Annotated in this window: 26 protein-coding genes; 12 read left to right on the top strand and 14 right to left on the bottom strand. The window is 70.2% G+C overall.

Annotated features, from left to right (window positions below):
• Positions 1-12: 12 nt before the first annotated feature.
• On the top strand, positions 13-1,530 hold the full coding sequence (locus ACLJQF_RS37330; protein ID WP_410614995.1) for a CHAD domain-containing protein: 1,518 nt from the start codon (positions 13-15) through the stop codon (positions 1,528-1,530).
• A gap of 150 nt (positions 1,531-1,680) precedes the next feature.
• Here the strand turns inward: ACLJQF_RS37330 and ACLJQF_RS37325 are convergent, their stop codons facing one another.
• The 3 genes from ACLJQF_RS37325 to ACLJQF_RS37315 form a co-directional block, all read right to left on the bottom strand.
• Positions 1,681-2,472, bottom strand: a complete 792-nt coding sequence (locus ACLJQF_RS37325) for a SigB/SigF/SigG family RNA polymerase sigma factor (RefSeq protein WP_410614994.1) — start codon at positions 2,470-2,472, stop codon at positions 1,681-1,683.
• Complete coding sequence (locus ACLJQF_RS37320) at positions 2,469-2,918, bottom strand: ATP-binding protein (protein WP_410614993.1); 450 nt, start codon at positions 2,916-2,918, stop codon at positions 2,469-2,471. The genes ACLJQF_RS37325 and ACLJQF_RS37320 overlap by 4 nt, the downstream gene beginning before the upstream one ends.
• A gap of 62 nt (positions 2,919-2,980) precedes the next feature.
• Positions 2,981-3,310, bottom strand: a complete 330-nt coding sequence (locus ACLJQF_RS37315; protein ID WP_410614992.1) for a plasmid stabilization protein — start codon at positions 3,308-3,310, stop codon at positions 2,981-2,983.
• Positions 3,311-3,461: 151 nt separating this feature from the next.
• Here ACLJQF_RS37315 and ACLJQF_RS37310 point away from each other — a divergent pair, with 151 nt between their 5' ends.
• Positions 3,462-4,427 carry a TIGR03557 family F420-dependent LLM class oxidoreductase gene (locus tag ACLJQF_RS37310; RefSeq protein WP_410614991.1) on the top strand — a complete coding sequence of 322 codons (966 nt, stop codon included), beginning with the start codon at positions 3,462-3,464 and terminating at the stop codon, positions 4,425-4,427.
• A 14-nt stretch (positions 4,428-4,441) separates the two neighbouring features.
• Here ACLJQF_RS37310 and ACLJQF_RS37305 read toward each other — a convergent pair whose 3' ends face one another.
• Positions 4,442-4,777 (bottom strand): STAS domain-containing protein, encoded by a 336-nt coding sequence (locus ACLJQF_RS37305; protein WP_410614990.1) that lies wholly within the window; start codon positions 4,775-4,777, stop codon positions 4,442-4,444.
• A 322-nt stretch (positions 4,778-5,099) separates the two neighbouring features.
• On the opposite strand from ACLJQF_RS37305, the gene ACLJQF_RS37300 reads away from it, so the two are divergent.
• A complete protein-coding gene (locus ACLJQF_RS37300) occupies positions 5,100-5,831 on the top strand; it encodes an ANTAR domain-containing response regulator (protein ID WP_410614989.1) in 732 nt (243 codons plus the stop codon).
• A gap of 64 nt (positions 5,832-5,895) precedes the next feature.
• On the opposite strand, the gene ACLJQF_RS37295 is transcribed toward ACLJQF_RS37300, so the two are convergent.
• The gene (locus ACLJQF_RS37295) at positions 5,896-6,108 is read right to left on the bottom strand and encodes a hypothetical protein (protein WP_410614988.1); all 213 of its coding nucleotides are present in this window, start codon (positions 6,106-6,108) and stop codon (positions 5,896-5,898) included.
• A 185-nt stretch (positions 6,109-6,293) separates the two neighbouring features.
• Here ACLJQF_RS37295 and ACLJQF_RS37290 point away from each other — a divergent pair, with 185 nt between their 5' ends.
• The 3 genes from ACLJQF_RS37290 to ACLJQF_RS37280 are packed head-to-tail and all read left to right on the top strand — an operon-like array spanning position 6,294 to position 7,698.
• A complete protein-coding gene (locus ACLJQF_RS37290; RefSeq protein WP_410614987.1) occupies positions 6,294-6,491 on the top strand; it encodes a hypothetical protein in 198 nt (65 codons plus the stop codon).
• 16 nt (positions 6,492-6,507) lie between these two features.
• Positions 6,508-7,440: a Ku protein gene (locus ACLJQF_RS37285; protein ID WP_410614986.1), complete on the top strand. Its 933-nt coding sequence runs from the start codon at positions 6,508-6,510 to the stop codon at positions 7,438-7,440.
• Between the two features lie 24 nt (positions 7,441-7,464).
• Complete coding sequence (locus tag ACLJQF_RS37280) at positions 7,465-7,698, top strand: hypothetical protein (RefSeq protein WP_410614985.1); 234 nt, start codon at positions 7,465-7,467, stop codon at positions 7,696-7,698.
• On the opposite strand, the gene ACLJQF_RS37275 is transcribed toward ACLJQF_RS37280, so the two are convergent.
• Positions 7,647-8,279: a UdgX family uracil-DNA binding protein gene (locus ACLJQF_RS37275; RefSeq protein WP_410614984.1), complete on the bottom strand. Its 633-nt coding sequence runs from the start codon at positions 8,277-8,279 to the stop codon at positions 7,647-7,649. The genes ACLJQF_RS37280 and ACLJQF_RS37275 overlap by 52 nt on opposite strands.
• An 84-nt stretch (positions 8,280-8,363) precedes the next feature.
• On the opposite strand from ACLJQF_RS37275, the gene ACLJQF_RS37270 reads away from it, so the two are divergent.
• Positions 8,364-8,780, top strand: a complete 417-nt coding sequence (locus tag ACLJQF_RS37270; protein ID WP_410614983.1) for a CBS domain-containing protein — start codon at positions 8,364-8,366, stop codon at positions 8,778-8,780.
• A gap of 71 nt (positions 8,781-8,851) precedes the next feature.
• Here the strand turns inward: ACLJQF_RS37270 and ACLJQF_RS37265 are convergent, their stop codons facing one another.
• The 6 genes from ACLJQF_RS37265 to ACLJQF_RS37240 form a co-directional block, all read right to left on the bottom strand.
• Positions 8,852-9,160 carry a DUF3040 domain-containing protein gene (locus tag ACLJQF_RS37265; protein ID WP_410614982.1) on the bottom strand — a complete coding sequence of 103 codons (309 nt, stop codon included), beginning with the start codon at positions 9,158-9,160 and terminating at the stop codon, positions 8,852-8,854.
• Between the two features lie 63 nt (positions 9,161-9,223).
• On the bottom strand, positions 9,224-10,990 hold the full coding sequence (locus tag ACLJQF_RS37260) for an IlvD/Edd family dehydratase (protein ID WP_410614981.1): 1,767 nt from the start codon (positions 10,988-10,990) through the stop codon (positions 9,224-9,226).
• A gap of 138 nt (positions 10,991-11,128) precedes the next feature.
• Complete coding sequence (locus ACLJQF_RS37255; protein WP_410614980.1) at positions 11,129-12,541, bottom strand: GH1 family beta-glucosidase; 1,413 nt, start codon at positions 12,539-12,541, stop codon at positions 11,129-11,131.
• Positions 12,538-13,395 carry a carbohydrate ABC transporter permease gene (locus ACLJQF_RS37250; protein WP_410614979.1) on the bottom strand — a complete coding sequence of 286 codons (858 nt, stop codon included), beginning with the start codon at positions 13,393-13,395 and terminating at the stop codon, positions 12,538-12,540. The genes ACLJQF_RS37255 and ACLJQF_RS37250 overlap by 4 nt, the downstream gene beginning before the upstream one ends.
• The gene (locus ACLJQF_RS37245; RefSeq protein WP_410614978.1) at positions 13,392-14,387 is read right to left on the bottom strand and encodes a carbohydrate ABC transporter permease; all 996 of its coding nucleotides are present in this window, start codon (positions 14,385-14,387) and stop codon (positions 13,392-13,394) included. The genes ACLJQF_RS37250 and ACLJQF_RS37245 overlap by 4 nt, the downstream gene beginning before the upstream one ends.
• Positions 14,388-14,391: 4 nt before the next feature.
• Entirely contained in the window at positions 14,392-15,696 is a 1,305-nt protein-coding gene (locus ACLJQF_RS37240) for an ABC transporter substrate-binding protein (RefSeq protein WP_410614977.1), read from the bottom strand.
• A 250-nt stretch (positions 15,697-15,946) separates the two neighbouring features.
• Between ACLJQF_RS37240 and ACLJQF_RS37235 the strand changes: the two genes are divergently transcribed.
• The 4 genes from ACLJQF_RS37235 to ACLJQF_RS37220 all read left to right on the top strand — a co-directional run bounded on the left by ACLJQF_RS37235 (position 15,947) and on the right by ACLJQF_RS37220 (position 23,732).
• Positions 15,947-16,942, top strand: a complete 996-nt coding sequence (locus ACLJQF_RS37235) for a LacI family DNA-binding transcriptional regulator (protein ID WP_410615051.1) — start codon at positions 15,947-15,949, stop codon at positions 16,940-16,942.
• 412 nt (positions 16,943-17,354) lie between these two features.
• Positions 17,355-20,273: a glycoside hydrolase family 48 protein gene (locus ACLJQF_RS37230; RefSeq protein ID WP_410614976.1), complete on the top strand. Its 2,919-nt coding sequence runs from the start codon at positions 17,355-17,357 to the stop codon at positions 20,271-20,273.
• A 10-nt stretch (positions 20,274-20,283) separates the two neighbouring features.
• On the top strand, positions 20,284-21,864 hold the full coding sequence (locus ACLJQF_RS37225) for a cellulase family glycosylhydrolase (RefSeq protein ID WP_410614975.1): 1,581 nt from the start codon (positions 20,284-20,286) through the stop codon (positions 21,862-21,864).
• Between the two features lie 35 nt (positions 21,865-21,899).
• A complete protein-coding gene (locus ACLJQF_RS37220) occupies positions 21,900-23,732 on the top strand; it encodes a glycoside hydrolase family 6 protein (protein ID WP_410614974.1) in 1,833 nt (610 codons plus the stop codon).
• Positions 23,733-23,924: 192 nt separating this feature from the next.
• Here the strand turns inward: ACLJQF_RS37220 and ACLJQF_RS37215 are convergent, their stop codons facing one another.
• Positions 23,925-24,449: a GNAT family N-acetyltransferase gene (locus ACLJQF_RS37215; RefSeq protein ID WP_410614973.1), complete on the bottom strand. Its 525-nt coding sequence runs from the start codon at positions 24,447-24,449 to the stop codon at positions 23,925-23,927.
• A 48-nt stretch (positions 24,450-24,497) separates the two neighbouring features.
• Positions 24,498-25,769 carry an extracellular solute-binding protein gene (locus ACLJQF_RS37210; RefSeq protein ID WP_410614972.1) on the bottom strand — a complete coding sequence of 424 codons (1,272 nt, stop codon included), beginning with the start codon at positions 25,767-25,769 and terminating at the stop codon, positions 24,498-24,500.
• Between the two features lie 209 nt (positions 25,770-25,978).
• Here ACLJQF_RS37210 and ACLJQF_RS37205 point away from each other — a divergent pair, with 209 nt between their 5' ends.
• Positions 25,979-26,929, top strand: a complete 951-nt coding sequence (locus ACLJQF_RS37205; protein ID WP_410614971.1) for a LacI family DNA-binding transcriptional regulator — start codon at positions 25,979-25,981, stop codon at positions 26,927-26,929.
• Positions 26,930-26,985: the final 56 nt, after the last annotated feature.

The following is a 26,985-nucleotide window of genomic DNA, read 5'->3' as shown; positions in this document are numbered from 1 at the left end:
GGAGGACCAACCATGGCAGCGCCGACACCGGTGACCGAGCGCGAACGCAAGTACGAGATCGTCGCGGGCAGCGGCGTGCCCCGCCTGGTCGGCGTCGGCGGCGTCGAAACCCAGGACGACCCGGTGGAGCACGTCCTCGACGCGTCCTACTACGACACGGAGACGTTCCGGCTGGCCCGCAGCGGTATCACGCTGCGGCGGCGCGTCGGCGGCCCCGACGCCGGCTGGCACCTGAAGCTGCCGGTGTCGGCCGACGAGCGGCAGGAACTGCAGCTGCCGCTGGGCGGCGACCCGCACAAGGTGCCCGGCCGGCTCCGGCGCCTGGTGCGGGCGTACACGCTGGGGGAGAAGCTGGTGCCGATCGCCCACCTGCGCACCGACCGGTTCGCCCACCGGCTCGCCGACGCGGACGGCCGCACCATCGCGACGCTGACCGACGACCACGTGACCGGTGAAGCCGGCGGTGCGAGCGCGCGTCTCGACGAGTGGCGCGAACTGGAGCTCGAACTGGACCCCGCGGCCGAACCCGGGCTGCTCGAGGAGTTCGACCGCGCGATGACCGAGGCGGGCGCCTCGGCGTCGCCGTGGCCGTCGAAGCTGCGCCGCCTGATCGGCGACCGCGTCCCCGCACCGCCCACGCTGGGAAAGAAGCCGTCCGCGGGGGACGTCGTGGTGGCGGCGTTGCACGAGCACTACGCCCGGTTGCGCCGGGCGGACGTCGGGGTGCGGCTGGACGCCGACGATGCGGTGCACCAAATGCGCGTCGCGATCCGGAAGCTGCGGAGCACGCTTCGCACCTTCGGGTCCGTCGTCGACGAGAAGAAGACCGCCTCCCTCGCGACCGAACTGCAATGGCTCGGCCGCCGGTTGTCCCCGGCCAGGGACAGCGAAGTCACCGAGGCGCGACTGAGTGAACAGCTCGACGACGTTCCTTCGGAGCTGGTGCTCGGGCCGCTGCGCCAGTTCCTCACGCGTCACTTCGCCCGCGAGGCCGAGGAAGGGCGGACCGGTGCGCTGGCGGCGCTGACCGGCAAGCGCTATCTGCAGCTGCTGTGCGCGTTGGACGCTTTGCTGGAGGATCCGCCGTTGACGGCGGAGGCGCGCAAGCCTGCGAAGGCCGGGTTGCGCAAGCCGCTGCGGAAGGCGGCCAGGAAGCTGAGGCGCGCTGAAGTGGCTACCCGGGGGTTGGCCGGTGCTGACCTGGGTGAGGCTTTGCACGAGGTCCGCAAGAAGGCCAAACGGGCTCGCTACGCCGCCGACACCGTGAAGCCGGTGTACGGGAAGAAGCTGCGGAAGTGGCGGGGGAACGTCAAGGCCGTGCAGGAGACGCTGGGGGAGCACCAGGACACCGTGGTGGGGCGGGATGTGCTGCGGCGGCTGGCGATTGCCGGGCATGGTGAGGGGCAGAACACGTTCACGTTCGGGGTGCTTTATGGCCGGGATGGGGAGCGTGCCGCGGAGTTGCGGGAGAGGTTCGCGGGGGAGTGGCGGCGGGTTCGGAAGGGGGCGCGGCCTGGTTGGCTGAGCTGAGTCCGGGTGAGTCCGCGCTGCCGGCGGGGGCAACGTCGCGAATGAGTCATTGGGGACCTCCGGGGTCCCGAATGAGTCATTCGCGACATCGAATTCTCGCCCGATCCGCCGTCAGCGAGACCTGGGGGAGCTTCGGGAGGGGAGCGGGGCTCAGGCTTCGCCGGTGAGCTTGCCGCGCAGCTGCTCCAACGTCTGGGACAGCAGCCGGGAGACGTGCATCTGGGAGATGCCGACGCGGTCGGCGATCTGGGTCTGCGTCAGGCCGCCGAAGAAGCGCATCACCAGGATGGCCCGCTCGCGCTTCGGGAGTTCCTGCAACAAAGGCTGGAGGGCCTCGTGGTTCTCGACCATGGCCATCTCGTGGTCCGGTTCTCCCATGGTGTCCGCCAGTGACAACGCCTCGGCGTCGTCGTGGACCGGCTTGTCGACCGAAAGTGCCTGGTAGGCGTTGCCCGCGAGGAGGCCTTCGCGGACTTCGTCGACGTCCAGGCTCAGGTGCTCCGCCAGCTCGGTCGGCGTGGGGGCGCGGCCCAGGCGCTGCGAGAGCGCCGCCGAGCCCTGGCTCAGCGAAAGGTGCAGTTCCTTGAGCCGCCGCGGGACCCGGACGGACCAGCCGGTGTCGCGGAAGTGGCGGCGGACCTCGCCCATGATCGTCGGGACCGCGAAGGACAGGAAGTCGTGGCCACGGGCGGGGTCGAACCGGTCGACGGCGTTGATCAGGCCGATCCGCGCCACCTGGACCAGGTCTTCGCGGGGCTCGCCGCGGCCGGAGAACCGGGTCGCGATGTGCTCGGCCAGCGGGAGGAGTTCGGTGACGAGCCGGCTGCGGACGACTTCCCGCCGCGGGTCGCCGGGGTCGAGGCCGCCCAGTTCCTCGAACAGCGGCTCGCAGTGGGCATATTCGTCCGGGCGGTGGAGGACGGTTTTCCGCTCGCTGCTCACGCGCTCGTTCCCGGGTTGAGCACCAGTTCGATCGTGACGATGCCCGCACCTCCGCCGGGAAGCACATCGCAGTGGGCGGCCACCGACCGGCTCAAGGTGGTCAGGACGTGCCAGCCGAAGGTGCGGTCGCTCGGCGGCCGCGGGTCGCTCGATCGGGTCGAAACGATGACGTGCAGGCCGTCGGGGGCCAGGCGGAAGCGGCACTGCAGTTGCGAGCCGAGTTCGGCCAGTTGGACCAGCTGCGCGCACGCCTCGTCGACGGCCATCTTGGCGTCGGCGATGGCGTCCAGCCCGAAGTCGGCGCGTGAAACCACACCGTGCGTGAGCATCCGGACCAGCGGGATCTGCTCCGCCATCGCGGGGAGCCGCAGCTCGACGAGTTCGTCGAGCAGCTCGTCGACGGTCGGCTTGCCGCCGAACGAGCTGTCGCTTCGAGTTTCTTCCATGCGTGAGGTATTACCCATCCGGTGTAATGCTGACACTTCGTGATCAGGGATTTCGGGAACGGTCACCGGCCCAGCGCCTGTTCGAGTTCCTTCTTGGTCATCTTCGAGCGGCCGTCGATGTTCTTCTTCTTCGCTTCGTTGTAGAGCTGGTCCTTCGTCGGACCGCCCGGGCCCTTGCGGTTGCCGGACCGCTCGCCGCCGCGCTTCTGCGGCGACTTGTCCTGCAGAGACGTCCTGCTCGCCTGCCGGGACTCACCCGACCGCGCGCGGTTCTTGTTCACCGTCCGGGCGGCGATCTCCTCGGCCCGTTTCGTGCTCGCGCCACGGTCCTCGGCCGAGTCTTTGATGTGCTCGTACTGGCGTTCGCGCTTGCCGCTCCACGACTGAGGCATGTCCGCTCCCTTCGTCTCGCGGGCGGGTACCCGTTCGATCACGGCGTAAACGTGCGGTCGTGGTGGTTTCCGGCGGCAGGGCAGGGGTACGCGGAGAGCTGTGCCAACCGGGGGTTCGCCACCCGGAACCCCCGAGCGAGAGGAGGCGCCGATGCGGATCGGCTACACCTTGATGACCGAGCAGGCGGGCCCGGGCGACCTGGTCCGGTTCGCCGCCGGAGCGGAACGGGCCGGCTTCGACTTCGAGGTCATGAGCGACCACTACTCGCCCTGGCTGGACGAACAGGGGCACGCGCCCTACGCCTGGGCCGTGCTGGGCGCGGTCACCCAGGTGACCGAGCGCGCCGAGCTGATGACCTACGTGACCTGCCCGACCATGCGCTACCACCCGGCGGTGGTCGCCCAGAAGGCGGCGACCGTGCAGGCCCTGTCGGGCGGCCGGTTCACCCTCGGCCTCGGCGCGGGGGAGAACCTCAACGAACACGTCATCGGCCGCGGCTGGCCGCCGGCCAACGTCCGGCACGAAATGCTCGCCGAGGCGGTGCAGATCATCGGCGGCCTGTTCGACGGCGGCTACTTCGACTACGACGGCAAGCACTTCCGCGTCGACTCGGCGAAGCTGTGGGACCTGCCGGAGAAGCGGACGCCGATCGGTGTCGCGGTGTCCGGTTCGCAGTCGGTCCGGCGGTTCGCCCCGGTCGCCGACGCGATGATCGCCGTCGAGCCGAAGGCGGAGCTCTCCCAGGAGTGGGACGCGACGAAGCTCGGCGGCGAGCCGAGCCGCAAGATCGGGCAGCTGCCCGTGTCCTGGGGCACCGACCGCGACGCCGCGGTGCGGCGCGCGCACGAGCAGTTCCGGTGGTTCGCCGGTGGCTGGAAGGTCAACGCCGAGCTCCCGGGACCGGCCGGGTTCGCCGGCGCGACGCAGTTCGTCCGCGAAGACGACGTCGCCGGCTCGATACCGTGCGGCCCGGACATCGAGCCGATCGCCGAAGCCGTGCAGGAATTCGAGAAGGCGGGCTTCACCGACGTGGCGCTGGTCCAGATCGGCGGTGACCAGCAGGAGGGCTTCCTCGACTTCGCCGAGAAGGAGCTGCTCCCGGCGTTGCGCGGCTGAGCACGCGCCGCCGGTCAGGCGGGTGCGGGGGCGGGCCGTCGATCGGCGAGCGCGATGCGGCGGTCCGTCCCGGTCACCTGCAGAGCACGCCGGACCACCCGGTTGGTCCCGGTGACCACGAGCAGTTCGGTGCCGCCCTGCCCGGCCTGCAGCGCCGCGTGCAGCAGCACCCGGATCCCGGCCACGCCGAGGAAGTCCACTTCGGACAGGTCGACCACCAGCCGTTCCGGCGTCGCCCAGAGGCGGTCGGAGAGCAGCGTGGCCAGATCGGGGGCCGTCGTGCTGTCGAGGTCGCCGCGCGCGGTCACCAGGACCGCGTGCGGGGCCGGCCACGTAGTGCGCAGCCGCAAGCGGGAATTCCGGGGTCGGGGAAGGTTCATGCCGGTTCGCCACCGTCCTGATACGGCGCGGCCGCAGCGCCGCGCTCCGGGGTTCGAGGCGGCTGCTGGTTGAACCGTGCCACCGAGCCTAACCGTGCGTTCACGGCTCGCAACCGTCGTTGCTCCGAACGGACGTGCGGCGCGCCGCGGCGGTGACCGCTCGTGCCCGGCCTGATCGGGATGCAGTAATCTCGCGCTGGACCCGTTAAAGCGCTAGCGGCCCACTAGTGGCGCGCGCCCGGGTCCCCCCTGGTTGAGAGCGCCCTGACGAAAGAAGAGGGGCGTCACCAGGATGACGGGCGGCCATGAGGAGCTGCTCACCGCGCGGCTGGACGAAGTCACGCTCGCGATGGAGTCGCTGACCGCGATGCTGGACGGCGAGCTCGACCTCGGCCAGATGCTGCAGGCGGTGTGCGATCACGTCGTGCAGGTGGTGCCGGGGGCCGACATGGCCAGCATCACCCTGGTGCGCGACGGCGTGCCGGAGACGGTGGCCAGCACCGACCAGCGGGCGGTGAACTTCGACCGCGAGCAGTACCGGATCGGCGACGGGCCGTGCCTGCGCGCCGCCGAGACGGGTCAGCCGGTCCGCGTCGGCATCGGCGCGGTCGGGGACCTGTGGCCGCAGTTCGTCACGTCGGCCGAGCAGCTGGGCGTGGCCAGTTTCCTCGCCGCGCCGCTGACCGTGGACGAGGACATGTCCGGGGCGGTGAACCTGTTCGGCTTCGGCGAGCACGGCTTCAGCGAGCTGGGCACCAAGATCCTCGAGCTGTACACGGCGACGGTGGTCATCGGCCTGCGCAGCGCCCGGCGGTACTTCGCGGCCCGCGAGCTGGTCGACCAGCTCAACCGCGCGCTGGAGACTCGCGCGGTGATCGACCAGGCCAAGGGGATCCTGATGGCGGCGCACCGGATCACGGCGGAGGAAGCCTTCCAGCGGCTGGTGAAGCGTTCGCAGGACGGCAACCGGAAGCTGCACGAGGTGGCGGCGGAGTTCGTGGCGGCGGTGGCGACGACGACGTGACCCCTCGTGAGTGGTAAGTCGGGTTCTAACCCGACTTACCACTCACGAGGGCCGCGGCAGGGTGTTAGCCGGCCGGGACCTCGTCCGGGGGTGCCTCGGACTCGACCGGCGCCGGGTCCGGGCGGTGCTTGCTGCGCTGGCACGTCGTGCAGACCAGGGTGCGGCCCAGGATCGTGCCGTCGTCGGCGACGACCTGGGCCACGTGCATCGTCGGGAAGCCGCAGACCTCGCAGGGCAGTGAGCCGTCTTCGCGACTGATGCGGATCTGGGTGCCCATCCGGCCTCCTGCTGTGACGTGGATCTCACCACCTTGCCTGTGTCCGGGCCCGAAGCTGGTTGAATTCACTCGTTCGGCCTAGTGGGACCGGATCTTCGTGACTCCGTCGGTGACAGCTGTGTGGCCTGCGGTGATCCTGGGTAACCCGCCCGCGAACGGGAACGGAATTGCCGAGGGGAGCGAACATGCGAGACAAGCGCAACGATCTGCGACCGGTGGCGGACCTCCTCGTCGACGGTGGCGACCCGGCGGAGCTGGAGCGCACGCGCCACAAGGCGGCGCTGACCGTGGCGGCGCGGGCCAAGGACCCCGAGGACTGCGCGCGGCTGCTGGACATGCTGGGGCTGCACCGGAGCGGGCAGCGCAGCAGCGACGTCGCCTGAGGGCGAGGAGGACGACATGGCCCGACCGGTTTGGAGCGGCGCGCTGAGCCTGGGGCTGGTCACCGTGCCGGTGGAGCTGTACCCGGCGGTGGCGGACCACACGATCCACTTCCACCAGTTCGAACGCGGGACATCGGACCGGATCCGCAACCGCCGCGTCAACGAGCGGACCGGTGACGAGGTCACCCAGGACGAGATCGTCAAGGGTTATGACCTCGGCGGCGGCGACCACGTGCTCGTCGAACCGGACGAGCTGGACGAGATCGCGCCCGAACGATCGCGCCGGATCGACATCGAGCAGTTCGTCAAGCTCGACGAGATCGACCCGTGGTTCTTCGACAAGACGTACTGGCTCAAGCCGGCGAAGGAGGACTTCGCCAAGGCGTACGGCCTGCTGCTGCAGGCGATGGACCGCAGCGAGAAGGCCGGCATCGCGAAGTTCGTGCTGCGCGGCAAGGAATACCTCGCGGCCGTCCGTGCCGGTGAAGACGTCATGGTGCTCAACACGCTGCACTTCGTCGCGGACCTGCGGAAGCCGAAGGACGTCATGGGCACGCTGCCGGACCTGCCGAAGCCGCGGCCCAAGGAACTCGACATGGCACTCGCGCTGGTCGACGAGATGACGGCGCCGTGGAAGCCCGAGGACTACCGCGACGAGTACTCGAAGCGCGTCGAAGAGCTGCTCAAGGCGAAGGAAGCGGGCAAGGAGATCACCCACGAAGAGGAGCCGGAGCCCTCGGCTGACGTCGTGGACCTGTTCGAGGCGCTGTCGCGCAGCGTGAAGAACCGCAAGAGCGGCGGCAAGGAACCGAAGAAGAAGGCCGCGAAGAAGCCTCCTTTGTCCGAGCTGTCGAAGTCCGATCTGGAGAAGCTCGCCCGCGAACAGGGCGTGAAGGGCCGGTCGAAGATGACGCGCGCCGAACTCGAGAAGGCCTTGAAGGCGTCGTGACCGGGCGCGAGCCGACCCTGGCCGGTGTTCCACACCTGGCTGTCCACTGTGGACGCACCGGATCGGCCCGACCGGCTGGTGCTCGACCTCGACCCGCCGGACGGCACGCCGGTCGCCGAGTTGCGTGCGGTCGCCCGGCGCGTGGGCGCTGAAACACCTGGGCTGAGGTGCGTCGTGGGCGGCCCTGGATCCTCGTCGCCCCGGCTTCAGCCGAGCAGCTTCACCGCGGCCCGCAGGTCGGCGACGAAGGCCGCGTAGGCGTCGTCCCGGTCCGGGGCCCGCAGCACCGCCGAGGGGTGGACCGTCGCCATGGCCGACGGCACCAGCCCGGCCAGCTCCTCCGGCGGCTCGAGCGGCTCGCCCCGGTGGGCGGTCAACCGGAACTTCGCACCCAGCAACGACTGCGCGGCCGTCGCACCCAGCAGCAGCACCAGGTCCGGGCCCACCGCCCGCAGTTCCGCGAGCAGCCAGGGGCGGCACGCGAGGACTTCGGTGCGGCCCGGCTTCTGGTGGATCCGGCGCTTCCCGCGTTCGGCGCGCTTGAACTTGAAGTGCTTGACCGCGTTGGTGACATACAGTGACCGCCGGTCGAAGCCGGCCTCTTCGAAGGCGCGGTCCAGCAGCTTCCCGGCGGGGCCCACGAACGGCTCGCCCGCGAGGTCCTCCTGGTCGCCCGGCTGCTCGCCGACGACGAGGACCTTCGCCCCGGCGGGACCTTCGCCGAAGACGGTTTGCGTGGCGTCCTGGTACAGGGGGCAGCCCTGGCAGCAGGACGCCGCCGACCGCAACCGGCCGAGGTCGGTGGTGTCCGGCGGATCGGCGCCGCGGGAATCCGGCATGTGCCCGGAATTTCCCGTCCGGGGCACGGGTAAACGTGCCCGGCCCGGGTAGCCGGCACCGGAGCCCAGAGGAAGGAGTTCACGATGACCACCGCACGCGACATCATGACGTCGGACGTGACCTGTGCCCGTGAGTCCGACACCGTGCACGACGCCGCGGTCACGATGGCGCAGAAAGGCGTCGGTGCCCTGCCGATCTGCGGCGAGGACAACCGGCTGAAGGGCATGATCACCGACCGTGACATCGTGGTGAAGGTGCTGGCCGAGGGCAAGGACCCGCGCGCGGTCCACACCGGCGAGCTCGCCCAGGGCGAGGTCGTGACGATCGGCGCGGACGACGACGCCCAGGAGATCCTGCGCACGATGTCCGAGCACCGCGTCCGCCGGCTGCCGGTGATCGACGGGCACGACCTCGTCGGGATCGTCGCGCAGGCCGACGTGGCCCGGGCGCTGTCGAACCCGAGCACCGGCGAGCTGGTCGAGGCCCTCTCCTACGACTGAGTGGCGCCCTGACGCAGTACGGCCGCCCCCGGTGCGAGTTCCCGGGGGCGGCCATACTGCATCAGAAGGCCTCAGCGTGCTCCGGTGGCCGGCGCGGCACCGTCCTCAGTGGACTCACGGATCGACTCGGCGCGGGCGATGTGCCAGGCCACCAGCGCACCCGCGCTCACCGTGCCCCAGAGCACGAGAGCGGCGTCGCGGGCGAACAGCCCGACGAGCAGCATCATCACCGCCGTGACGTCGCAGAGCACCAGCAGCAGGCTCGGCCGCTTGGGCGAGTGCAGCTTGCGGCCGTTGAAGGCGGCGGCGAACGCGGGATCACTGGCGCGCAGCTCCGCCTCGATTTCACGTAGGGCGTGGCGTTCTCGATCCGGGAGCATGGCGGTCTCCTCGCCTCGGCTATCGGTGGGGATACCCCTTTTTCGCGGGGGCGAAGCACGGAATCAGTGGTTGTCGCGGGGGATTCCCTTCGTCGCCGCGATGCGCTGGTACGCCACGGCCGGGCGCAGCACCATGCCGTCGCACAGCTGGTCGGTCATCGACCGCTGGATCTCCTGCCACGGCGTCTGCGATTCCGGTACCGGGTAGCCGCCGGCCTCGGCCAGTTCCCGGTGGCGCCGCGCGAGTTCGTCGTCGGGGATCAGCACGTCCGCGGTGCCGGCGCCGAGGTCGATCCGGACCCGGTCCCCGGTCCGCAGCACGGCGAGGCCGCCGCCCGCGGCAGCCTCGGGGGAGGCGTTGAGGATCGACGGCGAGCCGGAGGTGCCCGACTGGCGGCCGTCGCCGAGGCAGGGCAGCTCGTGCACGCCCCGCTTGATCAGCTCCGCGGGCGGCCGCATGTTGACCACCTCCGCCGAACCCGGGTAGCCGAGCGGGCCGGTGCCGCGCATCACCAGCAGCGTGTGCTCGTCCACGCCGAGGTCCGGGTCGTCGATGCGGGCGTGGTAGTCCTCGGGGCCGTCGAACACGACCGCGGTGCCTTCGTAGACACCCCCGGCCAGGTACCGCCGCCGGAACTCCGGCGAGATCACGCTGGACTTCATGATCGCCGCGTCGAACAGGTTGCCCTTGAGAACCAGGAACCCGGCGTCGGGGGTGAGGGCGGTGCCGAAGGTCCGGATGACGTCCCGGTCGCCGGCTTCGGCGTCGCGGCAGTTGTCGCCGAGGGTGCGGCCGTTGACGGTGGGCGCGTCCTCGTGGATCAGCCCGTGCCGCATTAGCTCGTGCACCACGGCCGGGACGCCGCCCGCGCGGTGGAACTCCTCGCCGAGGTACTTGCCCGCGGGCTGCAGGTCGACCAGGAGCGGGACGGCGTGGCCGAGCCGCTGCCAGTCGGCCAGCGGCAGGTCGACGCCGATGTGCCGGGCGATCGCGCCGAGGTGGATGGGCGCGTTGGTCGAGCCGCCGATCGCGGAGCTCACGACGATGGCGTTCTCGAACGCCTCGCGCGTCAGGATGTCGGACGGCTTGAGGTCCTCGCGGACCAGCTCGACGATCCGCAGCCCGGTCCGGTAGGCCATCCGCGCCCGGTCGCGGTGCGGGGCCGGGATGGCGGCGCAGCCGGGCAGGCTCATCCCGAGTGCCTCGGCGAGCGCGTTCATCGTGGACGCCGTGCCCATCGTGTTGCAGTGCCCCGGCGACGGCGCGGACGACGCGACGAGGTCCATGAACCCGGCGTCGTCGATCTCACCGGTGGCGAGCAGTTCCCGCGCCTTCCAGATGATCGTGCCGGACCCGGTGCGCTCGCCGTTGAACCAGCCGTTGAGCATCGGGCCGCCGGACAGCACGATCGCCGGGATGTCGACGGTCGCGGCGGCCATCAGGCACGCCGGGGTGGTCTTGTCGCAGCCGGTGGTGAGCACGACGCCGTCGATCGGGTAGCCGTAGAGCGTCTCGACCAGGCCGAGGTAGGCAAGGTTCCGGTCGAGGGCGGCGGTCGGGCGCTTGCCGGTCTCCTGGATCGGGTGCACCGGGAACTCGATGGCGATCCCGCCCGCCTCGCGGATGCCTTCGCGCGTCCGGTCGGCCAGCTGCAGGTGGTGGCGGTTGCAGGGGGTGAGGTCGGAGCCCGTCTGCGCGATCCCGATGATCGGCCGGCCGGACTGCAGCTCCTCCCGGGTGAGGCCCCAGTTCTGGTACCGCTCGAGGTAGAGGGCGGTCATGCCGGGGTCGGCGGGATTGTTGAACCAAGCTTCGCTGCGCAGTCCCATACCGGCCAGTCTGGCAACGGCGATCCCGGATTGCACGCCCCGGCTCAAGCGCCCCAAGGCGGCCTTCGGTGCGTCTGACGCACCCAAGGCGGCCTTCGGTGCGTCAGACGCAACCAAGGCCGCCTTGGGGCGCTTGGGTCAGCCGATCCCGTTGAGGCCGATCACCCGGGAGTACCAGTGGGCGCTCTGCTTCGGCGTCCGCCGCTGGGTCGCGTAGTCGACGTGGACCAGGCCGAACCGCTTCGCGTAGCCCTCGGCCCACTCGAAGTTGTCCAGCAGCGACCAGTAGAAGTACCCGCGCAGGTCGACCCCGGCCGCGATGGCGTCGTGGCAGGCCCGCAGGTGGGAGTCGAGGAACGCGACGCGGTCGGTGTCGACGATGTCACCGCCGTCGGAGACGACGTCGGGGTAGGCCGCGCCGTTCTCCGTGATGTACAGCGGCAGCGACCGGTAGCCGCGGTGCACCTGCAGCAGGGACTCGGTCAGCCCGGCCGGCTGGACCTCCCAGCCGGAGTCCGTGCGGGGCGCCGCCGGGTCCGGGACGAAGTGCACGTCGCCGGCGCCGACCCACTCGGGGCCCGCCGGCTCGCTGCCCGGCACCGGACGGCCCGCGACGCGGTAGTCGCGGTAGTAGTTCACGCCCAGCCAGTCGACGTGCGCGGCGATGACCGCGGCGTCGTCGTTGCGCACGACCGAGCCGAGCCCGAACGGCTCGAGGTCGGCGACCAGGTCGTCCGGGTAGCCGCCGCGCAGCACCGGGTCGAGGAACAACCGGTTCTGCAGGCCGTCGATCCGCCGGGCCGCGGAGACGTCGGAGACGTTCGCCGGGTCGTGCGGGACGACCGGGTACAGGTTCAGCGTGATGCCGGCCGGGACGTCCGGGGCGTGCCGCCGGATGATGTCCATCGCCAGGCCGTGGCCCAGCAGCAGGTGGTGCGTGGCGGCCACGGCCGCCGGGTGGTCGGTGTGGCCGGGCGCGTGGATGCCGCCCGCGTAGCCGAGCATCGCCGCGCACCACGGCTCGTTGAGCGTCGACCAGCTGGCGACGCGGTCGCCCAGCCGCTCCAGCACCGTTTCGGCGTACTCGGCGAACCGGTAGGCGGTGTCCCGGTTGGTCCAGCCGCCCTTCTCCTCCAGCGCCTGCGGCAGGTCCCAGTGGTACAGCGTCGCCCACGGCTGGATCCCGGACTCGAGCAGGCAGTCGACCAGCCGGTCGTAGAAGCCGAGCCCGGCGGTGTTCGCCTCGCCGCCGTCCGGCCGCACCCGCGGCCAGGCCAGCGAGAAGCGGTAGGCACCGAGGTTGAGCCGGCGCATCAGCCCGACGTCTTCGGAGTACCGACGGTAGTGGTCGGCCGCCGGTTCGCCGTTGTCGCCGCCCCGGACCGCACCCGGGCGGCGGGCGAAGACGTCCCAGACCGAATCGGTGCGCCCGTCGGCCGTCGTGGCTCCTTCCACCTGGAACGCCGCGGTGGCGGCGCCCCAGACGAAGCCAGGCGGGAACATCAACGCGGTCTCCGCCCGAACGCTGTCGGGATGTACGGACATGTTCACCCTTTCACGGCACCTTGCATGATCCCGGCCACGATCTGGCGGCCGAGGAGGACGAAGACGATGAGGATGGGGATGGTGGCCAGGGTCGTGCCGGCCAGGACGAGCGAATAGTCGACGTAGTAGCCGCTCTGCAGCTTTTCCAGGGCCACCTGGACGGTGGGGTTGCCGGCGTCCAGCACGACGAGCGGCCACAGGAAGTCGTTCCACGACATCATGAACGTGAACATCGCGAGGATCGCCGCGGCCGGGCGCACCGCGGGCATGCAGACGTTCCAGAAGATCCGGATCATGCTGCAGCCGTCGACGCGCGCGGCCTCGACGAGCTCGTACGGCAGCGCGTCCAGCGTGTACTGCCGCATCCAGAACACGCCGAACGCGGTGACCAGGTTGGGCACGATCACCGCCGCCAGGCTCCCCGTCCAGCCCAGTTCGGACATCGCGATGAACAACGGGATGATGCCCAGCTGGGTGGGCACCGCGAGCGTGACGACGATGAACACGAACAGCTTGTTGCTCCCCCGGAACCGGAGTTTCGCGAAGGCGAACCCGGCCAGCGAGGAGAACAGCACCGTAGTGAGCGTTACGGTGCCCGAGACGATGACGCTGTTGCCCAGGGCCTTCCAGAACGGCACGGTGTCGAACACCCGCGCGGCGTTGGCGAAGAAGTTTCCGCCGGGCACGAACGGCGGGATGCGGTCGGTGAGCATCCCGTTGTCGCGGCTGGCCACCAGGAACGACCAGTAGAACGGGAAGAGCGACCCGAGCACGAAGATCGCCAGCACGATGTAGGTCGACTTGCGTGGCTTGCCGAGCGTGGCGACGCTCCTGCGCAGTCCACTCTGGATTGTGGTCATTTTTTCTTCACCTTCACCGCCGGGGTGCTGGCGATCCGGCTGGTGATGAAGAAGTTCGCCAGCGCGATGAGCACGATGATCAGGAACAGCACCCAGGCGATCGCCGAGGCGTAGCCGAGGTCGGCGTTCTGGAACGCCGTCTGGTAGAGGTACAGCGTCACGGTCTGGAACTGGTTGGTGGAGCCGCCGTTGTTCGACCCGGGCATGGCGTCGAACAGCTTCGGCTCGGTGAAGATCTGCAGGCCACCGATCGTCGAGGTGATGGTGATGAAGATCAGCGTCGGCCTCAGCAGCGGCAAGGTGACGTTCCAGAAGCGGCGCCACGTGCCGGCGCCGTCGATCAACGCCGCCTCGTGCAGTTCCTTCGGGATGGCCTGCATGGCCGCCAGCACGATCAGGGCGTTGTAACCGGTCCAGCGCCAGTTCACCATGATCGCGATCGCGACGTGGCTGCCGAAGCGGCTGGCCTGCCAGTCGACCGGGTCCAGCCCGATGGTCTGCAGCACGCCGTTGATCAGCCCGTACTTCGAGCCGAACAGGTTGGCGAAGATGATGCCGATGGCGACGAGACTGGCCGCGTACGGGAGCAGGATGCCCACGCGCCAGCCGGTCGCGCCGCGCAGCCGGGCGCCGAGCATTGCCGCCAGCAGGATCGCGATGACGAGCTGCGGGATGCTGGAGAGCAGGAAGATGCTGATCGTGTTGACCAGCGCGTTCCAGAACTGCGTGTCGGCGAACAGCTCCGTGTAGTTGCCGATGCCGAGGAAGTCGGGGTGGTCGGCCCCGGCCTCCCACTTGAACATCGAGACGTACGCGGTGTAGAGCAGCGGGAACAGGCCGACGATCCCGAAGAGGACGAAGAACGGCGCGATGTAGAGGTACGGCGAGACCTTGACGTCCCACCGGCTCAACCGATGACGGAAGGTGGGCCGGGGAGACACGCGCTCCCCGGCCTTACTCCCTTCTGGCGCGACCTTGTCGAGGACGGTCATCGGCTCAGCGCGTGATCTTCTTCGCGGCTTCGACCATCTGGTTCCACGCGTCCGCCGCCGGCTTGCCCTGTTCGACCGCCTGCAGGGCCGGGCTGGACGCGTTTTCCTGGATCTGGCCGTCGCCGGGGCCCTTGTACTGCGGCTTCTGGACCTTCTTCGCCTGCTCGGCGTACAGCTGGCCGACCTTCGTGTCGCCGAAGTAGGGGTTGGTGTAGTTCAGCAGCGCCGGGTCCGTGAGCGCCTTGACCTGGCTGGGGAAGGTGCCCTTGGCCTGGAACGCCTTGATCTGCTGCTCGGGCGCGGTCAGCCAGGCCGCGAGTTCGGCGGCCTCCTTCGGGTGCTTCGACTGCGTCGGGACGGTCAGGTACGAGCCACCCCAGTTGCCGCCGCCGCCGGGGAACGCCGCGGTGACCGCCCACTTGCCCTGGAGCTCCGGGCCGGCGTGTTCCTTGATCACGCCGAGCATCCAGGCCGGGCACACCTTCGTGGCGAACGCGCTCTGCTTGAAGCTGGCTTCCCATTCGGGGCTGAACGCGGTGAGCTTGGCCGACTCGCCCTTGGCGACCGCGTCGGTGACCTTGGTCCAGGCGTCCTTGAGGCCCTGGTTCTTCTCGACGGCCAGCTTGTCGTCGGTGCCGATGTAGCCCTCGGGGAGCTGGTTGACCATGGCGTTGAAATTCTGCGAGGCCGAGTCGAACCAGGCCTTGCCGTTGCTCTTCTTCACGAAGTCCGCACCGGCGGCGAAGTAGCTGTCCCAGGTGGCGAACAGCGGCTTGACCGCTTCGGGGTCGTCCGGCAGACCGGCGTCCTTGAAGAGGTCCTTGCGGTAGCACATGGCGAGCGGGCCGATGTCGGTGCCGTAGCCGATGAGCTTGCCGTCCTTGGTCTTGGCGGCGTCGTACTTCCAGTTCAGCCAGCGGTCGGGGGTGACGTCGGCCGGCCCGATCTTGCTCAGGTCGTTGAACTTCGAACCCTTGTCGAGGAAGTCCGACAGGTGGCCCTCTTCGAGGGCCGTCACGTCGGCGAGGCCCGAGCCCGCGGCCATCTTGGTGACGAGTTCCTCGTGGTAGGGGCCGCCCTGACCGGTCTTGCGGTGGGTGATCTTGATGTTGGGGTGCAGCCGCTCGTATTCCGGGATGAGGCCCTCGTAGCCGAACTCGGTGAACGTCGCCAGCGTCAGGTCGACGTGCTCGTTCGGGTTCGCCGCTGCCGGGGGCTGCTGTTCACCGCCCCCGCTGCAGGCCGAGGCGCCGAGCGCCGTCATCGTGATGCCCAGTGCCAGGACCAGGCCGTTCCGGATCGTTCTCACGTGTCCAACCACCTTGTTGACGGGAATGAGCGCTCTCACTGCTGGGAGCCGATCTGGGAGCGCTCCCAGGTGTGGCAGAGTCTGCTGGGGGCGTTCACCGGTGTCAAGGGTTCGTAACCGGAGTGTTTCCTGCGAGGAGCGCTCCCGGACGCGGAGGAGCGTGAACGTTAAGCTGAGTCCGTCAGAGTTGCAGAGGGTGAGCGAGGGCGGTGCCGTGGGGCCTCGAGCAGGGGATGAAGAACGGCCGACACTGGAGGACGTCGCGGCGTTCGCCGGTGTGTCGCGGTCGACGGCGTCACGGGCGTTGAACGACGACGCGTACGTCAGCGCGGCGGCGCGCGAGAAGGTCCTGGCCGCGGCCCGTGACCTGGGCTATTCCCCGAACCAGGCGGCGCGGTCGCTGGTCACGCGGCGGACCGGCGCGGTCGCGGTGGTGCTGTCGGAGCCGGAGTCCCGGCTGCTCGACGACCCGTACCGCGCGGCCGTCATGCGGGCCGGCTACCGGGAGCTCGCCGACGTCGGCCGCCAGATGGTGCTGATCTTCAGTGACATCCGCGAGGACCTGAGCCGGACGGTCCGGTTCCTCGAGGGCGGTCACGTCGACGGAGCACTGGTGTTCGCCCCGCACCGGGCCGACCCGCTGCCCAAGGCGCTGCGGCTGCTGCGCATCCCGGTGGTGTTCGGCGGCCAGGCGGCCGGCATCCGCCGCGGGGTGCACGTCGTCGACTTCGACAACGAGGGCGGCGCCCGCCTGGCGGTCGAGCACCTGGTCGCGGCCGGTCGCCGCCGGATCGCGACGATCGCCGGCCCCCAGGACCAGAGCGCCCCGATCGATCGCCTCGCCGGCTGGCGCAAGACCCTCCTCGACGCCGGGATCGACCCCGCCGACCTGGTCGAAGAGGCCGATTTCACCCTTTCGGGCGGCGCGAACGCGATGTCGGCCCTGCTGTCCCGGCACCCGGACCTCGACGCGGTGTTCGTCGCCAGCGACATGATGGCGGTGGGCGCGCTGCGCACCCTGGGCGGCGCGGGCCGCCGCATCCCCGACGACGTCGCGGTGGTCAGCTTCGACGACAACGTGACCCTCGCTCCGGCCATGGACCCGCCCCTGACGTCGGTCCACCAGGACCCGCGCGAGCAGGTCCACGCCATGGTCGAGACCCTGATGCGGCTGCTCGACGACCAGAACCTGAAGCCGCGGCAGCACATCCTCCCGGTCTCCCTGGCGGTCCGCGCCTCGAGCTGACCCGCCGTGCCCGGCCGAACACGCGTGTCGTCCATCCGGACACGCGTGTCGTCCACCTGGGCGCGTGCCGGGGTGCCCGGTCGCGGCGAGCTCCTCGTGTGCTCGATCGGCGGGCATTCCCCGGTGGGTGGGAGCTTTCCGACCCAGGTGTACACGTTCGGCGCTAAATAACGTTTCATGAAACGGTGTGTCACCACTTCGCTGCTCCGAAAGAGTGACGTGACAACCATCGGGGGCGGCTGTTCAGGAGTGTTCAGTGCGCCACCGCTCGCCGGACGCGCAGAAGTGACGTTCCGGACCTCGGTGTCCTTCTGACTCGATTCTTTACATCCAGGTTTCCGGCTGGCTACCGTCTGCGCCTGGAAGCGCTCCCAGATCGCTGGCTCCCTACGGACAAAGGAGTTCCGCAGCCATGCGTTCCTCTCCTCGAAAGCGCGCCCGTGCGCTGGCACTGGCCTCGGCCGTGCTGGCGGTCACGGGTGCGGTGGTCGCCCCACCACCGGCGCTCGGCGCCGACATCGCCTGTTCCGTCACCTACACCACCAACGACTGGGACACCGGGTTCACCGCGAACGTCTCGCTGCGCAACGACGGAGCTCCCTTCGACAGCTGGAAGGTCGGCTGGACGTTCCTCGACGGCCAGAAGGTCCAGCAGGGCTGGAGCGCCACGTTCGCCCAGTCCGGCGCCGCGGTCACCGCGACGAACATGTCCTACAACGGCCACCTCGACACGGGCGCGAGCACGTCGTTCGGGTTCAACGGCTCGAAGGGCTCGGCCAACCGCCCTCCAACCGACTTCTCGGTGAACGGCACCTCGTGCACCGGGGCCAACAAAGCCCCCACCGTCACCCTGACGGCGCCGTCCTCGACCGGCACCTACTACGCCCCGGCGACGATCCCGCTGGCCGCGACGGCCGCCGACAGCGACGGCACGGTCAGCAAGGTCGAGTTCTACGCCGGTGACACGCTGCTGGCCACCGACACGGCCGCGCCGTTCGAGGGCAGCTGGGGCAGCGTCCCGGCCGGGACCTACTCGATCTCGGCGAAGGCGTACGACAACAAGGGCGCGAGCACGACGTCCAGCCCGGTCAGCGTGAAGGTGCTCTCCGGGCCGACGATCGTGGCCACCCCGGCGACCGCGCAGGTCAAGCAGGGCGGCACGACGACCTTCGCCGTCTCCCTCGCCGGCGCCCCGACGGGTTCGGTCGCCGTCGCCGTCGCGCGGACGGCGGGGAGCACGGACCTCACCGCGAGCCCGGCGACCCTGACGTTCACCGCGGCGAACTGGAACGTGCCGCAGAACGTCACGGTCACCAGTGCCGACAACGGGGGCGCGCTGGGCAGCGCGACCTTCACCGCGAGCAGCAGCGGTTACACCGCGGCCACGGTGGCGGTCAACGAGATCTCGTCGTCCACTTCGGACTACCAGCTCGCGTTCCTCACGCAGTACAACAAGATCAAGGACCCGAACAACGGCTACTTCCGCAAGTTCGGCAGCATCCTGGTGCCCTACCACTCGATCGAGACGCTGATCGTCGAGGCGCCCGACCACGGGCACGAGACGACGTCGGAGGCGTTCAGCTACTACCTGTGGCTGGAGGCGTCCTACGGCCGGGTGACCGGCGACTGGGCCCCGTTCAACCAGGCCTGGACGTCGATCGAGACGTACGCGATCCCGTCGGCGGCGGACCAGCCGGGCAACTCCGGCTACAACGCGAGCAAGCCGGCCACGTACGCGGCGGAGTACCCGAGCCCGAAGTCCTACCCGTCACAGCTGCAGACCGGTGTCCCGGTCGGGGCCGACCCGATCGCGGCGGAACTGAAGGCGGCCTACGGCTCGCCGGACGTCTACGGCATGCACTGGCTGCTCGACGTGGACAACATCTACAAGTTCGGCCACTGCGAGGACGGCACCAACACCGCGCCGGCGTTCATCAACACCTTCCAGCGCGGCTCGCAGGAGTCGGTCTGGGAGACGGTCACCCAGCCCAGCTGTGACCTGCTGAAGTTCGGCGGCAAGAACGGGTACCTCGACCTGTTCACCGGTGACTCCTCCTACGCCAAGCAGTGGAAGTACACCGACGCGCCCGACGCGGACGCCCGCGTGGTGCAGGTGGCCTTCCAGGCCGAGAAGTGGGCCCAGGCGCAGGGCAAGAGCGCCGACATCGCGCCGGTGCTGAAGAAGGCGTCGAAGATGGGCGACTACCTCCGGTACTCGCTGTTCGACAAGTACTACAAGAAGATCGGCAACTGCGTCGGCGCGTCGAGCTGCCCGGCCGGCACCGGCAAGGACAGCGAGCACTACCTGATTTCGTGGTACTACGCGTGGGGCGGCTCGGCCGACACGGCCAGCTCCTGGGCGTGGCGGATCGGGGACGGCGCGGCACACCAGGGTTACCAGAACCCCTTGGCCGCGTACGCGTTGTCGGCCGATCCCGGCCTGAAGGTCACCTCGGCCACCGGGGCGACCGACTGGGCGACCAGCCTCGGCCGGCAGATGGAGTTCCTGCAGTGGCTGCAGTCGTCCGAAGGCGGTCTCGCCGGCGGTGCGACCAACAGCTGGGACGGCTCGTACGCCACCCCGCCCGCGGGCACGCCGACCTTCTACGGCATGTACTACGACTGGCAGCCGGTCTGGCACGACCCGCCGAGCAACCAGTGGTTCGGCTTCCAGACCTGGGGTATGGAACGCATCGCCGAGTACTACCAGGCGACGAACGACGCCCGGGCCAAGAAGATCCTCGACAAGTGGGTGCCCTGGGCGATCGCGAACACCACGGTCGGGGCCGGCGGGAGTTTCCAGATCCCGTCCGACCTGACCTGGAGCGGCAAGCCGGACACCTGGAGCTCCACCAGCCCGGGTGCGAACACCGGCCTGCACGTCGCGGTGAAGAACTACAGCCAGGACGTCGGGGTCGCGGCCTCGCTCGCCAAGACGCTGCTCTACTACGCGTCCGGGTCGAGCAACGCCCAGGCCAAGACGGTCGGGGAGCAGCTGCTGACGGCGCTTTCGGCGAACACGGACACCAAGGGCATCGCGGTGCCGGAGACCCGGTCGGACTACGACCGGTTCGACGACAAGTACAACGCCGGTACGGACCAGGGGCTGTACGTGCCCTCGGGCTGGACGGGCACGATGCCGAACGGCGACCCGATCAACGCGAACTCCACGTTCCTGTCGATCCGGTCGTTCTACAAGAGCGACCCGCAGTGGCCGAAGGTCCAGGCCTACCTGGACGGCGGCGCCGCGCCGACGTTCACCTACCACCGGTTCTGGGCGCAGTCGGAGATCGCCACGGCGTTCGCCGCGCACGTCGCCCTGTTCGGCTGAGAGGCACTTGATGAAGCGACTGCTCTCGCTGGTGGTCGCCGCACTGGTCGGGGGCGCCGTTCTCACGGCGTCCCCGGCCACCGCGGCCCCCTCCCGGGCACTTTCACGTGAAAGTGCCCACCTGGGAGCGGCACTTTCACGTGAAAGTGCCGCACTCGGCGGCACCGGTGCCGGGTTTTGGCACGCTTCCGGCGCCCAGCTGGTCGACGCGACCGGGGCAGCGGTCCGGATGACCGGGATCAACTGGTTCGGCGCCGAGACCGGCAACTACTCGCCGCACGGGCTGTGGAGCCGCAACTACAAGGACATGCTCGACCAGATGGCCGGGCTCGGGTACAACACGCTCCGGCTGCCGTACTCGAACCAGCTCTTCGACGCCGGGTCCAAGCCGGTCAGCATCGACCAGGTGCAGAACCCGGACCTGCAGGGCCTGTCCGGGCTGCAGGTGCTCGACAAGATCGTCGCCTACGCCGGCGTCAAGGGCATGCGGGTGCTCCTGGACCGGCACCGGCCGGACTCCGGCGCGCAGTCCCCGCTCTGGTACACCAGCGCCTATTCGGAGAGCCGCTGGATCTCCGACTGGACGATGCTGGCCCAGCACTACAAGGGCAACACGACGGTGATCGGCGCGGACCTGCACAACGAGCCGCACGCCATCCAGGGCGGCGGGGGAGCGTGCTGGGGCTGCGGCGACACCGCGACCGACTGGCGGCTCGCCGCCGAACGGGCCGGCAACGCCGTGCTCGCGGCGAACCCGGACTGGCTGATCGTCGTCGAAGGCGTCGACTGCGTCAGCGGCACCGGTGACCCGCAGTGCGGCTGGTGGGGCGGCAACCTCTCCGGGGCGAAACAGTTCCCGGTGCGACTGTCCAAGCCGGACAAGCTGGTGTACTCGGCGCACGAGTACGCGACGTCGGTGTTCGCCCAGAAGTGGTTCTCCGACCCGGCGTTCCCGGCGAACCTGCCCGCGCTGTGGGACCACTTCTTCGGCTACCTGCACAAGCAGAACATCGCGCCGGTGCTGCTCGGCGAGTTCGGCAGCACGCTCGCCGACCCGCGCGACAAGGTCTGGCTGCAGGAACTGATGAAGTACGCGGGCACCGGGACGAGCGGGATGAGCTTCACCTACTGGTCCTGGAACCCGAACTCCGGGGACACCGGCGGCATCCTCAACGACGACTGGACCACGGTCAACCAGACCAAGCAGGCGATCCTGCAGCCGTACCTGATCCCGCCGGTGGGCTCGGGCGGCGGCACGACCGACCCGCCGCCCGCGGCGAGCTGCGCGGTCACCTACCACGTCGACAACACCTGGCAGGGCGGCTTCATCGCCACGGTGACGGTGAAGAACACCGGCAGCTCGGCGCTGAAGAACTGGGCGCTCGGCTGGACCGTGCCGTCCGGGACGCAGATCACCGGCGGCTGGAACGCGACCGTCACGCAGACCGGGCAGCAGGCGAGCGCCAAGGCGCCCGCCTGGGCGCCCGACCTGGCCGGCGGGGCATCCGTGTCGATCGGCATCCAGGCGACCGGCGCCTCGACCGGCACGCCGAGTGGCTTCGCCGTCGGCGCGACCGCCTGCACCACCTGACCCACCCCACCGATGAACACTAAGGAGCGCACTCGATGAGGAGTGAATTCTGGTCCGCGAAGAGGAAGTCACGGTTCGCCGTGGCGTCCTCGGTGACGGCGGCGGCGATGACCGCCGGCTTGCTGGTGGCCGGGGGCAGTCCGGCGGGCGCCGCCACCGGCTGCAAGGTCACCTACACGGTCAACCAGTGGGACACCGGCTTCACCGCGAACCTCGCGGTGACCAACCTGGGTGACGCCGTTTCGTCCTGGAACGTCGAATGGGACTTCGGCGGCAACCAGCAGGTGCAGCAGGGCTGGAGCGCCACGTTCAGCCAGAGCGGCAAGCACGTCAGCGCGAAGAACCCGTCGTGGGGCGGGAACCTGGGCTCGAACGCCACGGCCAACTTCGGCTTCAACGGCTCGTACTCGGGCACGAACGCCATCCCGACGTCGTTCTCGCTCAACGGTGCCCACTGCGACGGCACGCCCACGACCACGACACCGACGGGGCCGACGACGGTCACCACGACGCCGACCACCCCGACCACCCCGACGACGCCGACGACGCCCACCACCCCGACCACGGTCACCACCACGCCCCGGCCCGGGACCCACGTGGAAAACCCGTACGCCGGGGCGAAGGGGTACGTGAACCCGGACTGGTCGGGACAGGTGTCCGCGGCGGCCGCGGCCAAGGGCGGCACACTGGGCGCCCAGATGGCCAAGGTGGCGAACACCTCGACCGCGGTGTGGCTGGACCGGATCGCGGCCATCGCCGGGACGGCGGACTCGCGCGGCCTGCGCGGGCACCTGGACGCGGCGCTGGCGCAGGCGAGCGGCGGCACGCCGGTGACCATCCAGATCGTCGTCTACGACCTGCCCAACCGCGACTGCGCGGCGCTGGCGTCCAACGGTGAGCTGAAGGCCGCCGAGAACGGCCTGGCCCGGTACAAGGCGGAGTACATCGACCCGATCGCGTCGATCATGGCCGACGCGAAGTACGCGCCGCTGCGGATCGTCACGGTCGTCGAGCCGGACTCGATGCCGAACCTGATCACCAACACCTCGACGCCCAAGTGCGCGGAGGCGCAGTCGACCGGGGTGTACGTGCAGGGCATCCAGTACGCGCTGAACAAGCTGCACGCGATCTCCAACGTCTACAACTACCTGGACATCGCGCACTCGGCGTGGCTCGGCTGGGACAGCAACTTCGGCCCGTTCGTCAACCAGGTCAAGCAACTGCTCCAGGGCACGACCGCCGGGGTGAACAGCATCGACGGCTTCATCAGCTCCACGGCCAACTACACCCCGGTCACCGAACCGTACCTGCCGGACTCGAACCTGAACGTGGGTGGCCAGCCGCTCAAGTCGGCCAAGTTCTACCAGTGGAACCCGTACTTCGACGAGTCGAAGTTCGGCACGGCGATGTACAACGCGTTCGTGTCGGCGGGCCTGCCGAGCGGCATCGGCATGCTGATCGACACCTCGCGCAACGGCTGGGGCGGGGCGGCCCGGCCCAGCGGGGCTTCGGGGTCCACTGTGGACGCCTACGTCGACTCGGGCCGGATCGACCGGCGGCTGCACCGCGGCAACTGGTGCAACCAGAGCGGCGCCGGCCTCGGCCTGCGTCCGACGGTCTCCCCGGCACCGCACTTCGACGCCTACGTCTGGATCAAGCCGCCGGGTGAGTCCGACGGCGCGAGCCAGCAGATCCCCAACGACGAAGGCAAGGGCGCGGACCCGATGTGCGACCCGACCTTCCACGGCAGTGACCAGGCCAACGGTGGCAACCTGACCGGTGCCCTGCCGAACGCCCCGCTGTCCGGCAAGTGGTTCGAGACCCAGTTCGAGCAGCTGGTCCAGAACGCCTACCCGCCGGTGCAGTAAAGACCCCGGGCCGGGCGGTGCCGCGCAGCCGCCGCCCGGCCCGGCCTCCACCACGGTGGCAGCGGCCCGTCCCGCCGGGCCGCTCGCCGCGCCGTCCCACCCGGACGCCTGACCGTCCGGGGTGGGACGGCGGGGTCCGGCCCGGCGTCCGCACAGGCCTCGGGCCGGACTCCTGGGCGCGCCTCCGGCGTGTCAGAGGTCCTTGCGGAAGCTCAGCCGGTCCAGTCCCGGCCCGTCGTAGTCGGGCTGGACCGGCACCCCCTCGAACTCCTTCGACCCTGGTTCGGTGACGAACCCCATCCGGGTGTGGAACGCGTGCGAACCCTTGTTCTGCGGCGAAGTGATCGCCCGTACCACCGAGCGCCCGTGCGCGGCGCTGTCGGCGAAGAAGCGCTCGTACAGCGCCGCGCCCAGCCCGCGGCCGCGTTCGGCGGGCTCGACCCCGACGAAGTGGATGTAGCTCTCGGCCGGCCGAGAGGGCGAGAGGAAGCCGATCAGGAACGCGACGATCCGCGCGTCCGCGGTCACCAGGAAACTGCTGTCGGTGAAGTGCTGGAACATCAGTTTCGGCAGCAGCAGCGCCCGCTGGCGGGAGCCCGCTTCGCCGCCGAGACCGCCCCACCAGTCGTCGAGGACGGCCAGCACGGGCAGGTGGTCGTCCGGGCCGGGGTGCCGGATCGTGAAGTGCCGCCAGGGGGCGGGCAGGGGAGTGAGCATGTCCCTCACCCTGCCCGGTCCGGCGGGCTCCGCCGAGCGGGTTTCCGGTCAGGGGACGAGCCGGTGCACCCCGGTCAGCACCTGCTGCCAGACGACGGCCGGGTCGGCGCCCTGCTCGACGGCCTTGAGCGACGGCGCGATCACCGTCTCCTGGATCTTGCCGTCACCCGGCCCCTTGTACTGCGGTTTCCCGACCTTGCGGGCCTGGGCGACGAAGACCTGGCCGCTCAGCGTCCCGCCGAAGTAGCCGTTCATCTCGCTGAGCAGGTCCGGGGAGGTGAAGGCGTCGACCTGGCTGGGGAAGTTCCCGCTCACCCGGAACGCGTGCAGCTGCTGCTCCGGCGCGGTCAGCCAGGCGGCGAGCGCGGCGGCCTCCCTCTGGTGCGGGCTCGAGGCCGGCACGGTGAGGTAGGAACCACCCCAGTTGCCGCCGCCGTCCGGGAAGGCGTCGGTGAGCGCCCACTTGCCCGCGTTGCCGACCCCGGCCTGCTGTTCGATGGCGCCGAGCATCCACGAAGGACAGACCTTCGTCGCGAAGGCGCCGGTGCGCAGGCCGTTGTTGCCGTCGTCGGCGAAGGCGGTGAGCCCCGCCGACTGCCCCTGCTTCACCGCGGTGGTGACCTGGTTCCAGGCGTCCCTCAGTGCGGTGTTCGTCTCCAGTGTCGAGTGGTTTTCGCGGTCGAGGTAGCCGACCGGGAGCTGGTTGACCTTGGCGTTGAAGACCTGCGCGGAGGAGTCGAACCACGGCTTGCCGTGCGAGCGCTTGACGTATTTCTCGCCGGCCTTGAAGTAACTGTCCCAGGTGGCGAACATCGTCTTCACCGAGCCCGGGTCGGTCGGCAGCCCGGCTGTGTCGAGCAGGTCCTTGCGGTAGCACATGGCCAGCGGGCCGATGTCCGTGCCGTAGCCGACGAGCTTGCCGTCCTTGCTGCGGCCCGCTTCGTACTTCCATTCCAGCCACCGGCCGGGTTTGACGTCGGGCGGCCCGATCTCGGCGAGGTCGGCGAACCTGTCGGCGTGGGCGAGCACGTCGGCGAGGTGGCCTTCCTCGACGGCCTGGACGTCGGCGAGGTCCTGGTTCTTCTGCAGCTTGCCCAGCAGGTCCTCGTGGTACGGTCCGCCCTGCTCGGTCCGGACCTGGCGGATGGTGAGCCCGGGGTGGGTGAATTCGTAGCCGGGGATGAGGTCCTCGTAGCCGAACTGGCCGAACGTGGCCATCGTGAGCGTGATCCGCTCCGGCGTGCCCGGTCCGCAGCCCCCGATCAGGAAGAGCAGGACGGCGACGGCGGCGAAGGCCGCCGGTCTTCGGATCTGCCTCATGCGCGCGCACTCCCCATTCGCGGCACGCGCCCGGCCCCCGTTGGCTGGGAGCGCTCCCGGGGCGAGTCTCGTTTCCCGGTGCGGCGGGTGTCAAGGTGCGCGACGGCGGGTGTCCGTGCGGACACGGACCGCGGGGTCCGGCCCCGGTACCCGGAGCGGTGCTGCCCGAACTTGAGGTGCCCGGACTTGTGGTGCGAAGAGAGGGTGCGATGAAGCGTCCGACGATCACCGACATCGCGAAGGAGGCCGGCGTCTCCAAGGGCGCGGTCTCCTACGCCCTCAACGGCCGCCCCGGCGTCTCGGAGGCCACCCGGCGGCGGATCACCGAGATCGCCCGGGAGCTCGGGTGGGCGCCCAGCAGTACCGCGCGGGCGCTGTCCGGCGGCCGGTCCGGGGCGCTCGGCATGGTGCTCGACCGGCGGCTGGAGGCGTTCGTCCCGGCCCTGCTCGACGGCTTCGAGGGCGAACTGCTGCTGCAGGTCGCCCACGGCCGCGACGCGGCGCTGGCCACCTACCGCCGCTGGCGCGCCGAGCGGAAGGTCGACGGGGTGCTGCTCACCGAGCCGGGCTGCGCGGCCGAGCTGGTCCGGATCGGCCTGCCGGCGGTGGTGCTCGGCGGGCCGGGCGGGGTGCCGGGGGTGCCTTCGGTGCTCGTGGACGACGTCACCGGTGCCGCCGAGGCGCTGGCCTACCTCGCGGCGCTGGGACACCGGCGCGTGGTCCGCATCGCGGGTGCGGCGGTGTTCGCCGACCCCGCGGCGCGCCGGCGGGCGTTCACCACGGCGGCGACGGGCTTGCCGCACCCGGGCACCGTCCACCCGGAACCTTCGGCCGACGCGGTCCGCCGGGTGCTGGCCGCGCGCCCCCGGCCCACGGCCCTGCTGTGCGACACCGACGACCTCGCGGTGGCCGCGCTCGTCGCCGCGCGGGAACTGGGGCTCGCGGTGCCGAAGGACCTCTCGGTGGTGTCGTGGGACGACACCCCGCTCTGCCGGCTGGTCCGCCCGGCGCTCACCGCGATCCGGCGCCCGCTGGCCGAGCTCGGGTCGCTCGCGGCGTCCGTGCTGCGGGACGTGCTGGCGGGGGAGCGGGCCGGTGACGTCCACACGTCCCGGCCGCGGCTGGTCACCCGGGGCAGCACCGGCCCCGCCAACGCGTGAGGGCCGCTTCGGGGAACGTTCCCCGAAGCGGCCCTCCTGGACTGTCCACTCAGGAC

The organism is Amycolatopsis sp. lyj-109 (assembly GCF_046548995.1).
GTDB lineage: Bacteria > Actinomycetota > Actinomycetes > Mycobacteriales > Pseudonocardiaceae > Amycolatopsis.
Note: the sequence above shows the minus strand (reverse complement) of the source record. Positions and strands in the feature narration are given on the sequence as shown.

Coding starts and splice junctions, on each gene's coding strand:
- ACLJQF_RS37330 (WP_410614995.1), top strand. CDS start 13: ATGGCAGCGCCGACACCGGTGACCGAGCGCGAACGCAAGTACGAGATC.
- ACLJQF_RS37320 (WP_410614993.1), bottom strand. CDS start 2,918: ATGGAAGAAACTCGAAGCGACAGCTCGTTCGGCGGCAAGCCGACCGTC.
- ACLJQF_RS37315 (WP_410614992.1), bottom strand. CDS start 3,310: ATGCCTCAGTCGTGGAGCGGCAAGCGCGAACGCCAGTACGAGCACATC.
- ACLJQF_RS37310 (WP_410614991.1), top strand. CDS start 3,462: ATGCGGATCGGCTACACCTTGATGACCGAGCAGGCGGGCCCGGGCGAC.
- ACLJQF_RS37300 (WP_410614989.1), top strand. CDS start 5,100: ATGACGGGCGGCCATGAGGAGCTGCTCACCGCGCGGCTGGACGAAGTC.
- ACLJQF_RS37295 (WP_410614988.1), bottom strand. CDS start 6,108: ATGGGCACCCAGATCCGCATCAGTCGCGAAGACGGCTCACTGCCCTGC.
- ACLJQF_RS37290 (WP_410614987.1), top strand. CDS start 6,294: ATGCGAGACAAGCGCAACGATCTGCGACCGGTGGCGGACCTCCTCGTC.
- ACLJQF_RS37285 (WP_410614986.1), top strand. CDS start 6,508: ATGGCCCGACCGGTTTGGAGCGGCGCGCTGAGCCTGGGGCTGGTCACC.
- ACLJQF_RS37275 (WP_410614984.1), bottom strand. CDS start 8,279: ATGCCGGATTCCCGCGGCGCCGATCCGCCGGACACCACCGACCTCGGC.
- ACLJQF_RS37270 (WP_410614983.1), top strand. CDS start 8,364: ATGACCACCGCACGCGACATCATGACGTCGGACGTGACCTGTGCCCGT.
- ACLJQF_RS37265 (WP_410614982.1), bottom strand. CDS start 9,160: ATGCTCCCGGATCGAGAACGCCACGCCCTACGTGAAATCGAGGCGGAG.
- ACLJQF_RS37260 (WP_410614981.1), bottom strand. CDS start 10,990: ATGGGACTGCGCAGCGAAGCTTGGTTCAACAATCCCGCCGACCCCGGC.
- ACLJQF_RS37250 (WP_410614979.1), bottom strand. CDS start 13,395: ATGACCACAATCCAGAGTGGACTGCGCAGGAGCGTCGCCACGCTCGGC.
- ACLJQF_RS37245 (WP_410614978.1), bottom strand. CDS start 14,387: ATGACCGTCCTCGACAAGGTCGCGCCAGAAGGGAGTAAGGCCGGGGAG.
- ACLJQF_RS37230 (WP_410614976.1), top strand. CDS start 17,355: ATGCGTTCCTCTCCTCGAAAGCGCGCCCGTGCGCTGGCACTGGCCTCG.
- ACLJQF_RS37225 (WP_410614975.1), top strand. CDS start 20,284: ATGAAGCGACTGCTCTCGCTGGTGGTCGCCGCACTGGTCGGGGGCGCC.
- ACLJQF_RS37220 (WP_410614974.1), top strand. CDS start 21,900: ATGAGGAGTGAATTCTGGTCCGCGAAGAGGAAGTCACGGTTCGCCGTG.
- ACLJQF_RS37215 (WP_410614973.1), bottom strand. CDS start 24,449: ATGCTCACTCCCCTGCCCGCCCCCTGGCGGCACTTCACGATCCGGCAC.
- ACLJQF_RS37210 (WP_410614972.1), bottom strand. CDS start 25,769: ATGAGGCAGATCCGAAGACCGGCGGCCTTCGCCGCCGTCGCCGTCCTG.
- ACLJQF_RS37205 (WP_410614971.1), top strand. CDS start 25,979: ATGAAGCGTCCGACGATCACCGACATCGCGAAGGAGGCCGGCGTCTCC.